Source organism: Dietzia sp. NCCP-2495 (assembly GCF_026011735.1).
In the GTDB taxonomy this organism is placed as follows: domain Bacteria; phylum Actinomycetota; class Actinomycetes; order Mycobacteriales; family Mycobacteriaceae; genus Dietzia.
In genome coordinates, this window is sequence record NZ_BRVN01000001.1 from 1 (window position 1) to 13008 (window position 13008).

14 protein-coding genes are annotated in these 13008 nt (G+C 65.0%); 8 read left to right on the forward strand and 6 right to left on the reverse strand.

The annotated features are described in order from the left end of the window. Nucleotides 1-466 (forward strand): hypothetical protein (locus tag OPF83_RS00005; protein WP_264885156.1); only part of this gene is annotated, 466 nt, incomplete at its 5' end. Beyond that, on the forward strand, nucleotides 463-807 hold the full coding sequence (locus OPF83_RS00010) for a transcriptional regulator (RefSeq protein ID WP_264885157.1): 345 nt from the start codon (nucleotides 463-465) through the stop codon (nucleotides 805-807). The genes OPF83_RS00005 and OPF83_RS00010, both read left to right, overlap by 4 nt. A gap of 367 nt (nucleotides 808-1174) precedes the next feature. Here the strand turns inward: OPF83_RS00010 and OPF83_RS00015 are convergent, their stop codons facing one another. Next, nucleotides 1175-1972, reverse strand: a complete 798-nt coding sequence (locus OPF83_RS00015) for an alpha/beta fold hydrolase (RefSeq protein WP_264885158.1) — start codon at nucleotides 1970-1972, stop codon at nucleotides 1175-1177. A gap of 647 nt (nucleotides 1973-2619) precedes the next feature. Then, nucleotides 2620-3255, reverse strand: coding sequence for a TetR/AcrR family transcriptional regulator (locus OPF83_RS00020; protein WP_264885159.1), 636 nt, complete (start codon nucleotides 3253-3255; stop codon nucleotides 2620-2622). A 122-nt stretch (nucleotides 3256-3377) separates the two neighbouring features. Here OPF83_RS00020 and OPF83_RS00025 point away from each other — a divergent pair, with 122 nt between their 5' ends. The 3 genes from OPF83_RS00025 to OPF83_RS00035 all read left to right on the forward strand — a co-directional run bounded on the left by OPF83_RS00025 (nucleotide 3378) and on the right by OPF83_RS00035 (nucleotide 6123). Further along, nucleotides 3378-4574: an aromatic ring-hydroxylating dioxygenase subunit alpha gene (locus OPF83_RS00025; RefSeq protein ID WP_264885160.1), complete on the forward strand. Its 1197-nt coding sequence runs from the start codon at nucleotides 3378-3380 to the stop codon at nucleotides 4572-4574. Nucleotides 4575-4611: 37 nt separating this feature from the next. Continuing rightward, nucleotides 4612-5745 carry a hypothetical protein gene (locus OPF83_RS00030; protein ID WP_264885161.1) on the forward strand — a complete coding sequence of 378 codons (1134 nt, stop codon included), beginning with the start codon at nucleotides 4612-4614 and terminating at the stop codon, nucleotides 5743-5745. A gap of 189 nt (nucleotides 5746-5934) precedes the next feature. After that, nucleotides 5935-6123 carry a hypothetical protein gene (locus OPF83_RS00035; RefSeq protein WP_264885162.1) on the forward strand — a complete coding sequence of 63 codons (189 nt, stop codon included), beginning with the start codon at nucleotides 5935-5937 and terminating at the stop codon, nucleotides 6121-6123. Nucleotides 6124-6274: 151 nt separating this feature from the next. Here OPF83_RS00035 and OPF83_RS00040 read toward each other — a convergent pair whose 3' ends face one another. The 4 genes from OPF83_RS00040 to OPF83_RS00055 form a co-directional block, all read right to left on the reverse strand. After that, on the reverse strand, nucleotides 6275-6664 hold the full coding sequence (locus OPF83_RS00040) for a PaaI family thioesterase (RefSeq protein ID WP_264885163.1): 390 nt from the start codon (nucleotides 6662-6664) through the stop codon (nucleotides 6275-6277). A gap of 50 nt (nucleotides 6665-6714) precedes the next feature. After that, the gene (locus tag OPF83_RS00045; protein WP_264885164.1) at nucleotides 6715-7365 is read right to left on the reverse strand and encodes a GyrI-like domain-containing protein; all 651 of its coding nucleotides are present in this window, start codon (nucleotides 7363-7365) and stop codon (nucleotides 6715-6717) included. Between the two features lie 9 nt (nucleotides 7366-7374). Beyond that, a complete protein-coding gene (locus OPF83_RS00050; RefSeq protein ID WP_264885165.1) occupies nucleotides 7375-9000 on the reverse strand; it encodes an ABC-F family ATP-binding cassette domain-containing protein in 1626 nt (541 codons plus the stop codon). A gap of 176 nt (nucleotides 9001-9176) precedes the next feature. Beyond that, nucleotides 9177-9794: a pyridoxamine 5'-phosphate oxidase family protein gene (locus tag OPF83_RS00055; RefSeq protein ID WP_264885166.1), complete on the reverse strand. Its 618-nt coding sequence runs from the start codon at nucleotides 9792-9794 to the stop codon at nucleotides 9177-9179. 349 nt (nucleotides 9795-10143) lie between these two features. Between OPF83_RS00055 and OPF83_RS00060 the strand changes: the two genes are divergently transcribed. From OPF83_RS00060 to OPF83_RS00070, 3 genes are all read left to right on the forward strand, one after another. Continuing rightward, nucleotides 10144-10890: a PHB depolymerase family esterase gene (locus OPF83_RS00060; protein ID WP_264885167.1), complete on the forward strand. Its 747-nt coding sequence runs from the start codon at nucleotides 10144-10146 to the stop codon at nucleotides 10888-10890. A 94-nt stretch (nucleotides 10891-10984) separates the two neighbouring features. Next, on the forward strand, nucleotides 10985-11194 hold the full coding sequence (locus OPF83_RS00065) for a sigma-70 region 4 domain-containing protein (RefSeq protein ID WP_264885168.1): 210 nt from the start codon (nucleotides 10985-10987) through the stop codon (nucleotides 11192-11194). A gap of 90 nt (nucleotides 11195-11284) precedes the next feature. Beyond that, nucleotides 11285-12991, forward strand: coding sequence for an FUSC family protein (locus tag OPF83_RS00070; RefSeq protein ID WP_264885170.1), 1707 nt, complete (start codon nucleotides 11285-11287; stop codon nucleotides 12989-12991). The last annotated feature ends 17 nt before the right edge of the window (nucleotides 12992-13008 follow it).

Sequence of the window (13008 nt, forward strand, 5' to 3'; positions counted from 1 at the left end):
CAATATACTTTCCATTATAAAAAACAACGGTCGTACGCCGCCTGGTCCGAAAGTGACCGTGGGTGAGGCGCGGGCTTCGCTGCAGGTGGTCTCGGCAGTGAGTTCTGTCGCGGGCTGGCAGCCGCAGCGCCTCGCGGCGGTAGTGTCAGCGGTGGTCTACGGGGCGATGATCACTGTCGCGTCGTGGGGATCGATCATCGGTGTGGTGGCGACGGGTGCGCTGTTCGCTGTGCTGATCTGGCTACTGCGACGCTGGCTGTGGAACCCCTGGGTCCGGGAGCGGCGGCGGCAGGACCCATTCTCCGGTGCAGGGGAGCGCGACTGGCTTCTGGTCATATGGCCGCTGTGGATGCCGATGGCCATCGTCGTGCCGGCTACGCCACCGTGGGTCGGGCTTCTGGCGGGAGGCTGCGCTGGGGTTTTTGCCTATCTCGGTCTGCGTAGGCTCGGGGAGTCGTCACGATGAATGGCGCTATTGATCCGGTGATCCATCCGGTCAACCGGCTACGGATCTGTGTTGGGCTGCGGGCCGCCGGCGCCACCGAAGGTGGGGAAGGGCCGGACCGGGAGATGAAGTTCTCGGTATTGCGAGACCTGACCGGACTGACCGACGCCACGCTGTCGAAGCAACTCACGGCGCTCGAGGCGCACGGTTACGTCACGCGGCATCGCGAGTACGGGTCGTCGCGGGCTGAGGACTCGGTGTGGGTGTCGCTGAGCGCCGCGGGGGTGCACGCGCTTGAGCAGCATCTCGCCGGGCTTCAGGAGATCGTGAACTGGGTCGATCGGGACGAGCTTCGGGAGTAATGTCAGCCCTCTCGGAGCCGAGGAGGCCACCATGTCAGCGCGTGTCGGCAGGCGTCAGACCAGGTCGTTAGGCATGGTGGTGGCCGTCGGAGTTGCTGCGTTCCTCGGCCCGTTCCACATCGGCGAGATCATCCTGACTCCGCGAGGGTGAATCGGAGTCCGGCTGGCACATGTGGCGGTGGGGCCGTACTGCCAGTGGTCTGCTAGCCAGCCTGCGGTTCATGCTCATGCGAATCGGAGTTAGTGGTAGCGGCGATTCTGACTTGTCGCTTCGTCGCATGTTCTCCCGCCAGCCAGGAGGCTCACTCCGTGCGGGCGGCATTGTTCGCACGGCAAGGATAACGATGTTGAACGACGAAATTATGTCTTAGTTGTTGGGTACGGATCCCCGTGCCGGCACTGCCCCGATAGCTCCGCTGATCGGGGAGGTGGGCCAACAGCGGGGTGCGACGGCGGTGGCCGGGTCAAGCGCGTTGAGCATCAGGTCCACGGTCTGAGGATCGGCGTACAGCGCGGCGTGATCGGCGCCATTGTGTCGACAAGTCTCCTGGAGAACGTGTGTCGTCACGTTCGGGTAGTTCCTTGCGGGAAAGCTCATGGCAGGCGGGACCAACCCGTCTAGAGCCGAGGCAATCAGGGTGTAACTAGTGTCACCGTGAAAGGGGGAGCCACCGGCGAATAACCTCTGACCTGTCGGGGAATGTTCGTTGATGTCGAGCATTGAGGGGAAGGGCATAGGGAGCGGGCCGTCGGGGAGGTTGCGGGAGTTCTCTGCAGCCAGACCCTCAAGGTCCACCACGGTTGCGAGCGAGGCCAGACCCGGGAGACCCGCTTCTGTGGTCCCACCGGCAAAGCCGCCGATCGAGACCACACTGGCGATCCGGCCCGGGCGGGTCACCTTAGCCAAGTGCATTCCCACGGTCGCGCCCTGGGAGTGGCCCACTACATCTGCCTGCTTGGCCCCGGTCGCATCGAGAACGCGATCAAGGTAAGTGGTCATCTCGTTGACGTGGTCAGTCATGCGCTGGGCCGCGCCAATTCCGGGGAGCAGCGGGGAGGCGCCGTAGGTTGGCGCGAAAACGCAGTAGCCCTCGTTGAGTAGCGACGGCGCGATCGTGCCCCAGTTGTTGACTCCGTTGGCGCCTGTTCCGTGGAGGAGGATCACCGGACGTGGGTGTTCATTGGAGGGCTGGCAGGACCAGTCGTCGACGCCAGGCCAGGGCTGTCCAGGGTGTGTGATCTGGTAGACCCCACCCACTTCTGCGGTATACGTGACCGCCTGGGACGGCCGAGTAGTGGGGTCGGTTGCCGAGGCAGTGGGTGCGACGACTAGAGAAACGGCTGCCGCTGCCACTGCCGCGACTAAGGGGGCGATGAAGCGGGCACGTGGCATCAGGTGTCTCCTTGTCGGCGCCTAGGACGGTGCAATGTGCAATGTGATTGGTGTCACCGTATTCTGCGGCGCTCGTTATTGGGGTACCTACCGTGAGTCCTGTGAGTGTGCTTGGTGGGTCACTGTTGCTGCGGTGACGCTTTGGGGGTAATCATCGCCAACGTCTGGAGGTCGGGTAGTCCGAGCTGAAGAGCTGGGCGCTGAGATGCGCACCAAAAGAGTGCGGCTACAATCCGGAGTCCATGCGTTGCCGCGAATGGGGGAGGGGCCGACAATGGGAGGGATGATTCCTCTGGAGCGTCACCCACATCCGTACTGGTAACTCTGCATATTCGATCCCTGCATATTCCGATATGGACGCCACAACGTTGTCAATGCTTGTCAGGCAACTCGTTCGGTGTTCAGTGACGCTCCGAGTTTCAGGACTGAACTCGGGCCACCGACGTGGACGTCGAATTCTTCGCCTCGATGGCCGTTCCAACCCACCGATGCAGGAATGCGCGTAGCTCGTCTGGGGGACGAGGAGGGTCGCCCGGGTCGACGAGGAGTGATTGGACGAACCGGAGCATGACTTCGACGAGCTCATTCATGTCGGCGTCCGTCCATCCATGTCCGGCCCAGTCGATCGGAAGGTGGTCGACTATCACGCGTCCTATGGCGATGGACCGCGTAGCGGTGACCTCGGCGGTGAGTTCTGTGTTCTCCGGTTGAACGAACAGTAGGGCGAATCGGCGATTACCTTGAAGGCGCTCGAAGGTTAGGGCGACTGCCTCGACTATCGCGTGGGAAGGTTCGGTGAGACCTTCAAGTGACCGCGCCAAGTCGTCGAGGAACTCGTTGGTGGCGTGTTGAGCTGTCGCGACGAGCAGCGCTTGACTGTTGGGAAAGTACCGGTAGACGGTCTGGCGAGCGATACCCAGCTTCTGTGCGACCTGACGGATGTTCACATCGGTTGCACCCGACTCCATCAGCTCTCCGGCGGCGGCGATGATGCGGTTCGCGGCCTCGTCGTCGTCGGCCGGGGGAATCAGGCCGGCCCATCCATGTGTACGCACCTGTCCATTATGTCGTGCTCGTCGGTGGCGTAGTGGGTCGGGGGATCGAGGTGGACGACTAGACATAGAACGTGTTTCATGTATAGTCATCGGCAAGGGCACTGGTGACGAGAGGACCTGGCATGACGACGTTCGAGAACCCCACACCGAGCACGGGGACGACCCCCAGTCCGTTCGGAGCTGAGCTCACTCGACGAGCATTGGACCTGGCAGTTGCAAACACCACGGACATGGCTGAGTCGACACTGCGGGTGCCCCTGTCGTATTACCGCGATGACAAGATCGCCGAGTACGAACGGAACCAGCTGTTGAGGGAGACGCCGCTTGCTCTGCTGGCGTCGGCTCAGATCCCGAAGAATCATGACTATGTCGTGCGCACGGTGCTCGACGATTCGTTGCTGATCACCCGTGACCGTGACGGGCAGGCTCACGTCTTCTTGAACTACTGCCGCCACCGTGGCGCGATGCCGGCGTGCGGGGCAGGGAACAGCCGACGATTCACATGCCCGTACCACGCATGGGTTTACGACAACAATGGACAGCTGCGCGGGATTCCGGGCAAGGCAGGGTTCGACGACGTCAATCGGGACGAATACGGTCTGGTCGAGCTCCCCAGCGAGGAGCGTCACGGATTCATCTGGGGTGTCCTCAACGCCGATGCGCCAATGGATCTGGACACGCACCTGGGTGAGTGCGGTGCCGAACTCGCACGGTGGAACTACCAAGACTACCAGTACCACGACGAGCGGTCCCTGAACTCCGCCGTCAGCTGGAAGGGTGCGCTCGAAGCCTTCGCCGAGGGTTACCACTTTCCGTTCGTCCATGGCAACAGCGTCATCGGACAGAACACCATCGCGAACACCCACGTCTACGACGAGTTCGGCCCGCACCACCGTATCGGCTTCCCGTTCAACTGGGTTCGGGACCTCGAGGGTATGGAGCAAGACGACTCGTGGGATGACCCGACTGCGCAGATGGGCATCATCTATTGGGTTTATCCCAACCTCATCCTGGCCAACAGTCCTGTAGGAGTCGAGGTCATCGACATTCTGCCGGGTGATTCGGCCACGAGTTGCGTAGTGCGGCACAGTTGGATGGCGAAGTACCCTGCGGAGAGTCCTGAGCAGGTGGAGATGTATGCCGGCATATTCGCACAGGTTCATTCTGCTGTTCGGGACGAAGACTTCGCGATGCTCCCTCAGTGCGGTGAAGGAGTGCGCCGCGGGCAGCATGACCACATGGCCATCGGGCGCAACGAAATCGGCGTGCAGCACATGATCCGGGTGATGGCGGACAGGATCGGGATCTCTCTGACATGACCTCTGATGTCGCGTCGGCACCGGGGGAGGGATAGGGATGAGCGCAGTCGACTGGGGGCGCCTGGAAGGTGATCTGACCGAGGAGATCGTCTCTGCGGTCCGGGAGGTCACGACGCGGTCTGCGGGGTCGGCGGTGTACGGCGCTGCGCTGACCGATATCCATGCGCGGGACATGCTGTTCCTGTGGCCAGCCATCCGGGTGGCCACAGGCGCACCGGATTATGCTGTGGCTGATCGGCGATGGGACGTCGATTGTTGGCCGGTGCAGGTCGACTGGTCAGGCAGGGGTGACAAGTGGGCTGAGACGCTGACCGCTTCTGTTGGTTTTGGTGACTACCTCTGGGATTCGGTCACTGTCCGGTTCCGCGAGAGTCTGGTGAGCGCATCCCGTCGCGCGACTCGAGCGTTGATCAGATCTGGTGTGGTCGACGAAGCGTTCGCGGTCGTAGTCCACGATCCGGATGATCCCGTTGCCGCGATGAAGAATTCACTCACCGTCGAGCAACTTGCAACGCTGTTCCCGGAGCTGAACAAGCTCGCGGAGATCGAGGACCAACTTTCTCGACTGTCGGAGCCTGAACAAGTCGAGCAACTGGTCGAGATGCTCGTACATGCCGATTCCCGCGAGCAACATCACCTGGCGCACCGTCTGTTGGTTGCCGCCGGACCGACGGCTGTTTCACGCCTTGTCGCCGCGCTGGGTCTGCTTCCTTCGGGGGCGGCCGCGTCGGGTGGCATCGATCGCGTTCTTGACGTCCTGCTCGCGATCGGCGAAGTTGACGATCAGGCCGCCGAGCGAATCCTTGCGTTTGCAAAGATTCCGACGACAACGGCAGAGGTTCGAGCGCATGCCGTGTCCGTGCTGAGTGCCGGCGGCCAGACCGGTAGAGCAATGAACCTCCTCGCCGATCTGCCGGACAATCTGGCCGGCAGGGCGGTGAGTGCTCCGTACGTCGATGGCGAGCGAAGGCGTCAGCTCGACTACGCACCGATTCGTGAAGTTCTCGCTATGCGCCCGGAGCTGGACGAAGTGATGGCTGCAGAACTCACGTCCGATCGGATCCAGGACATAGGGCACGAAGACCTACGAACGGCTGCGGATGCGCTGGACTCGCCGTCGCGCTTCATCAGGCGGCACGCGTCGATCGTGCTGCTGTCGTCTCACCTGTAGGACTGTCGGTGTCGGAGGTGGTCTATCGAATATCAGGGGGGCGATGTCGAGTTCGCGGATGATGCAACCCGCTACAGACTACTTTACATAATGTAGATTATCGGCACTTGGGGCCATGTTGCGACGCGAAGCGTTGCACAACCGCAGTTTGTAGATCACGCAGGTAGCCGATCCAGTGCTGAGCGCGTCATGCCGATGATGTACCTACCGGACGCGAACGGCTGTAGCGTGCCCGATGCCGTCACTGCCGAAGACGGCGTGCTGGATACTTCCGATCGCCGTCGTTGTCTCGTCGTCGCCGTCGGTTCGATCGCTGCCGAGGTCGGCGCTGATGCCTATGGCGTGACCCTGGGTGAACTCCACCGGCAACAAGCGTGACCGACTCAAACTGCGAGCGACCGCCGTGTATCCCGGGGTTCGCGGAGTGTGACGATCGGACCTCCGAATCCCGATCCTGTTGCTGTCCCCCGGAGGCCCGTGAATCCACCCTTTAAACGTCACTGTGACGTTTCAAGGGGGTCCATCCGGGTCACGGCGTGGACGGCTTCGGAATGTTCTGTAGCCGGAGTTGGCCACGCGCGAGCACCTTGCCGTTGTCGGATTGGGTGATCACCACGTCCCACAGCTGTTGACTGCGGCCCTGGAACAACGCCTCTGCCACAATCTCGACCCGGCCGCCGGTTGTGGCACGAAGGAAATCGGTCCCGTTGTGCACGCCCACGGCGACTTGGCCGAGTTCAGCGACCGCGTGCCCGGCACCCGCGCCACCGGCGCTCTCGACCAAGCTCGCGTAGACACCACCGTGGATGGTTCCCCATTCCGTGTGGTGATCCGGTCCGAGTTCGGCGTGCGCGCGCAACGAGGTGGACGACACCTCATCGATCACAAATCCTGTGGCCTGTACGAAGTTGCTCTGCATCACATTCCTTTGCTGGAAGTGGATTTCGGTCGCCGGTCGATTAGCCGAGTTCACGACGTCAGTGCCACGGGCTGTCGCAGGATCGTCTTGAGTTTCTCGGGTGCGGTCCTGCGCGGATCCGACAGGTAGATCTCGTGGTGATGACCGGTGGGCACGGCATCGAATCCGGGGATCACCTGCTCGTGCATGTGGGCGATCGTCGGGCCCTCGTCGTCGTAGGAGCCAACATGGAGTGTCTGAACCGCTGGACCTTCGACGACGGTGTCGAATCGTACGAGATCCGCGACGCCGGGGATCTTCGTCGACCCAACCGTGTCCAACGCAGACGCTGCCATGTCCGGGGTGATCCAGTCGGGCTGCCAGATCATCATGGTCCAGCTCCATGCGCTCTTGTTTCGGGCGGTGAACACGTGGAGATCGTCCGCGTACCAGAGGCCCTCGAGCGGACCGACCGTATGGACTCGTCCTAGCTGCGACCGCGCTGTCGACCGGATCGTATAGGCCGTTGTATACAAGGACTCGACGGCACTGCGATAGTCGTCTGAGACGTTCGGATCGCCGTGACCGTCAGCCATGAGGAAACGCATCTCGGGTACGTCCACCAGGTCGAACCTGCCTGCTCGTCCGCCGTACAGGTCTCGACGCTCCTTCTTGACGTCGTAGTTCGAGGTACGACTCGAGGTTGCTGGATCGTCCGACATATGCCGACTCTAGCGCTGTCCCGGGAGCGCGAGAGTAGGCCAATCGCTGAGATCGCGAAGTAACTGCCGGTCGTGTGTGGCCACTACGACAGCACACGACGCCGTGTTCAGAGCGGCTGTGAGGGCGTCGACCAGAGCGAACGACAGATGATTGGTCGGCTCGTCGAGGATCAGCAGATCCGGTTCCTCTGCGAGGCACAGCGCCATGTGGAGTCGACGCTGCTGGCCCTGGGACAAACGCGACACGGCGGTACCCGCTGTATCGGACCCGAGTAGACCGGTTCTCGCCAGGCCGGGCGCGGAGGTGAGTCCGAGCTGGTCCACGTGATCGCGATAAATCTCCACCGCGGTTCGGTGCGGGTCCCAGTCCGGCACCTCCTGGCCGAGGAGGGCCAGTCGGGCGTTCGGGTGCCGATTCACACGGCCCGAGTCGGGTTCGAGTTCACCGACCAGTACCGCCAGCAGGGTGGACTTCCCGGCGCCGTTCGGTCCGGTCAGCAGGACCCGGTCGCCGGTGTCGATCGATAGGGACACCGAGGCCGTGAGTCGGTCGCTGACCCGTGGCTGATGGCAGGTGAGCACGGTACGGCCGGTGGGTACCGACCAGTCCGGCCACTGAAACCTCGCGGGCGGCGGCGGAACGCTGATGTGGTGGCGCTCCAGTTCCTCGCGTCGCCGGTTGAACGTCTGCACGGTGCTGGCTGCCCTTGTCGCCCGTTCGTGCCGTCCGTGCCCCTTGGCGGGGCGCCAGGAATCGTGGAGTCGACCGCGTGCATCCTCGGCCGCGCGGCTGAGGCGTTCGTGCTCGCCCACCTGGGCGGTGTGGGCCTGCTCCCAGCGCAGGCGCTCTCTGTGTCGGCCGTCGACCCAGCCCTCGTAGCCGCCCCCGTAGAGGCGCGGCGTGCCGTCCTGGCTCGGATCCAGGTCCAGGAAGTGGGTGCATACATCGCGCAACAGCGCCCGGTCGTGGCTGGCCACGGCGAGCGCGCCGGGGTGCTCGCGCATCTTCTCCGTCAGGAAGGCCAGTCCGGACGCGTCGAGGTGGTTGGTGGGCTCGTCCAGCAGGAGTATGTCGTGTCGGGCGCCGAGGACGCAGGCCAGCCGGACCCGGTACCTCTGCCCTACCGAGAGCGACGACAGCGGCCGTGCCCGGTCAGTGCAGGCCGAGAGGGCCTCGAGCGCCATGTCCACGCGGCGCTCGGCGTCCCACGCGTCCAGCGTGATCGCGCGGTCCAGCGCGGACGTGTAGGCGTCGTCGGCTCCGGGCCGTTCTTCGGCCATGGCGATGGTGGCCTCGTTCAACGCCTGTAGAGCGTCGAGACTGTCGGAGATCTCCAGAGCCACGGCGTCACCGACGGTCCGGCCCTCGGCGATGTCGAGATCCTGTTCGACGGTGCCGATGGTCCCACGACGTGTGATTGTGCCGTCGTCGGGGCGCCGGCTTCCGGCAAGGACCTCGAGCAGCGTGGTCTTGCCGCGTCCGTTCTCCCCCACCACCGCCACTGCGGTGCCGGCGGACAGGGTCACGTCGACCCCGGAGAGGACTCGGCGGCTCCCGAGGGTGACCGAGGCGCCGGACAGGCGGATTTGGGCGTGGGAGCCCGCGGGGAGATGGTCGTGTGATGTGTCAGGCATGGCATGGTGCTCTCTGCAATGTGTGTCGCGGAGCCGGACAGCACAAATTCGCCGTCCGGCTGATGGGCCGTCGACGGCGTGCAGAGATCAGGGGTGAAGCGTGGACCCTGCCGCCGTCAGCGGCGGGACCAAGGCTTCAGAGAGTACGCACCGGGATACATGGCGGCGACTGTACTTCAACCGGTGTGGTCATGTCCACGGAGGTCGTCGATCTGTGCCTGCAATTGCTCGATGTCGCGCCGGTACAGGCCGGTCAGCTCGTTGACGTACTCCCTTGTCCATCGCGGAGTGATGTGCTTGCTGCAGTTGGCGTCCGAGGCGACGAGTTCCACGACGATCGCCCTTTCCACGTGACCGGTGTAGGTCTTCTCCCCCATCGTGCGCAGTCGCTCGATCAGTGCGGGGTCCCGGTCCGGTTCGACGATCCGTGCGTTGCCGAACACTTTGAGGCGACTGCGCGTGGGGTAGTCCACGAAGAACAGGCAGACCCGCCCGTCTGAATCGATGTCGCCGGTGGATACGTATTGCCGGTTGCCGCGGAACTCCACCCACGACAGGGTGGTGTCACCGTCCACGTGGACGAATCCCGCGGGTCCGCCGCGGTGCTGGACGTACGGCCATCCGGATTCGGTGACGGTGGACAGGAAGAAGTGGTCCGCTCGCCTGATCAGGGCTTTGTCAGTGCCCTCGAGGCCGAAGTCGCCGGTGGCGTGCGGCTGGGTGTGCCCCACGGCCGCCTGGCGCGCGCGGGCGGAGGGGCCGAACGCGATCTCGGGGTAACGATTGGCCGCCATGTCCGCGACGCTACTCCCCCCGGTGACGCACACTCGGAGCATGGGCCCGGCGGTTCGGCAGCGTCAGCACGGAGGTATAGCGGCGGTTCGGCAGCGTGAACATGGAGGTATCGCGGCGGTTCGGCAGCGAGCGCGCGGATGTGTCGCGGCATCGGTGGTGCTCCCGGTGCTCGCTTCCTGCGCGGTCTCGACGTCCGGATCCGCGCCCCTGGTCACGACGTCGGCGTCGGCCATGCCTGCGACGGCATCGGCAACGCCAATTACGGCGTCTCCAGCTGCGCCCGAGGTAACGGGTTCGACCATCCTGGACGGCGTGGAGCGGACCTGGAGCACCTACTCCCCTATGTCCATGCGACCCGACTCGCCGATTCTGCTGGTGCTCCACGGCTCCGGTGGGACGGGCGCCGGTCTACGTGACGCGGTCGGAGCCGATATCGAGAAGGTGGCCGACGAACACGGGTTCGTCGTGGCCTACGTGGACGGGTATCGGAACAACTGGAACGAGTGCCGCGTCGGCGGACGGTGGCCGGCCAAGGTCGCCGGCGTCGACGACGTCGCGCTGATGCGCCACGTGGTGAAGTCGATCGGCACGGGCGGTCCGGTGTACGCGGTGGGGTTTTCCAGCGGAGGGCACATGGCGATGCGTCTGGCGTTGGAGGCGTCCGACCTGGTCGGGGGCGTGGGGGTGGTGGCCGCCAACCCGCCGGTCGTCGGAAACCAGTCGTGTTCCACGGACGGCGATCCCGTTCCGATCATGTTCGTCGAAGGGCGTGAGGACCCCATCAACCCTCTGTCAGGCGGCGAGGTACGGGTACGTGCTGGCTCATCGCAGGGCTCGCGCGGAGAGGTGTTGTCCGCCGCAGACGGTGCGCGGTGGTACGCGCGCCACAACGGTGTCGGGACGGTTCCGGAGCGTGGCCCCGAACGCTCGGGCGGCGTCGAGTCGACCGTGTGGGACGGCGCGGATCCGGTGCGGCTCGTGGTGCTCGACGACACCGGCCACACCTTTCCCACCGCCTCGGGTGGGTGGGGGCCGTCGGGTGCGGAGCCCTACGACGCGCCTGGCGAGATCTGGCGGTTCTTGACGACGGGGTGAGTCGCGGCGCCGGTTCGACCTCCACCCTGGTGTCAACCTAGGTTGACGCGCGGGTCGTGGTGGGCGTAGGTTGACGCGCGTGAGGTGATCCATTGTGGAAACGATCCAGGACTACGACGACGACAACGCCGACAACCCCGTCACCCGCCTGGCTGCGATCGCCCGGGCCAAATCCGAGCTCGCTCGTGAGGAGGCAGCTGCGGTACGGCACGCGCGGAACCACGGACTGAGCTGGGCCGAGATCGGGGTCGTGTTGGGCGTGAGCAGACAGGCGCTGCACAAGCGATTCGGGAAGGCGGGCTGATCACGGGTGAGCAGAGTACGAACGGTTGCGGGGTCGCGAGTGGGTAAGGTGCTGCGTTCCCTGGTTACACTCGCACCTAGTCCGCCACGGATGCGTAACGCCCTCAAGGCCGGGCTGACCGTCCTGCTGTGCCTGGCGGTGCCGACGTTGCTCGGGCGTCCCGACCTGGGGCTTCTCTGCGTGACGGGCACGTTCTCGGTTCTGTACGCCGCGGCCGCTCCCCTTCGTCGCCGCGCGGTCACCGTGGCCGGGATCGGTCTCGGGTTGGTCGTGTCCACCGCGATCGGTGCGTTCACCTCGACATCTGTCGCACTCTTTGCCGTTGCGGCGGTCGTGTTGGCGATGGTCACGGCGGGCTTGTGTCTGGCACTGCGGGTGGGGCCGCCGGGCTCCTACTTCCTCGTCCTGTGTGCCGGCATCGCCTATCTCCTAGTGGGTGAGCACGGGACCGAGGCGTGGCTCGTGCCGACCATGACGGCGGTCGGTGCGGCCGTCGCGTGGCTCGTGACGATGGTCGAGCTCATCCCCGACCCCCGGCGTCCTGAGCGACAGGCCGTACGGGCGGCGGTGGCGGCGGTCGCCGCGTACGCGGATTCCGAACCCGGCCCGGACAGCCGTCCCCTGCACCGCGCGGCCTCGCACGCTCTCGCCGCCGCCGATGAGGCGCTGGCCGAGGGGATGTGGACCGGGTCGCCCGAGCTCGAGTCCGACCTGGCTGCCGCGCGCCGCGAGTACCTCGACCGTAGTTCACGCGCCACCCTGCACTTCGTCACCGGCGAGGAGCAGGGCTGGGATCCGCATAATCCCGATGCCGCACGGCGGATCGACGCCGAGGAGGGGCTCTCCGATGTCCCGATGCCGTCCGCGGAGGCGGCCGAACGCGTCGAGAACGCCCTCGTCGAGGACGACCGCCGCAGCATCGGGTCCCTCCGCCGACGTCTTGCCGACGGACTTCGCTGGCCCGGCGAACCGTGGTCGGTGGCCCTGTCGGTGGGCGTGGCAACGGCAGTGTCGATCATCATCCTCACCCTCCTCGCCGGCACGGAGCAGCCGCATCTGTACTGGGTGATCGCGTTCTCGGCGCTCGTCCTCCACCAGGGCGGACCGCGGGTCGCCAGAACCTACCGGGCCCTGCACAGGCTGGCAGGCACCGTCCTCGGTCTGGGAGTGTTCTTCCTGGTCACCGTCGTCGAGCCGTCAGGGTGGTGGCTCATCGCGATGATCGTGGTCCTGCAGTTCACCATCGAACTCCTGGTGACGAGGAACTACGCGATGGCGGTCGCGTTGATCACTCCCCTTGCACTGCTCGTCGCGTCGGGCGGGACGATGCCGGAGGACCCGCTGTCGGTCATCGGCGAGCGTCTACTCGACACCGTGATCGGAGTCCTGGTGGCGCTCGTCGTGCTGTGGGGCCTCGGCCGACGGTCCCACCACCGGGCAGTTCGCGGTGACACCCGGCGCGTGTTGACCGAACTCGCCGAGTTCTCGCGCGGTGAGCACCAGAGCCGGTGGGAGCCGACTCTCGCCTCGGCGTTGCGCGACCTCAACACGAGCAACGCCCTGCTGGCCGCCGATGGCCACGGCGACTCGCCAGAGGCGCGGACGGCAGAGGCGGTCACCTACGCGGGCTACCTGATGCTCGGCACGCTCGACGAGCACTCGGTGCGTCGGTCCGCTCCCCGGTGGGCAGAACTTGCTGCGGCGGGTCTTCCCTCGGGTTGGCGACGGGATGACGACGACGATGCGGACATCAGGATCCGGGAGCAGTGCCGTCGCATGGGTGCGTCGCTGGATTGATTCCCGGAGGTCCGATA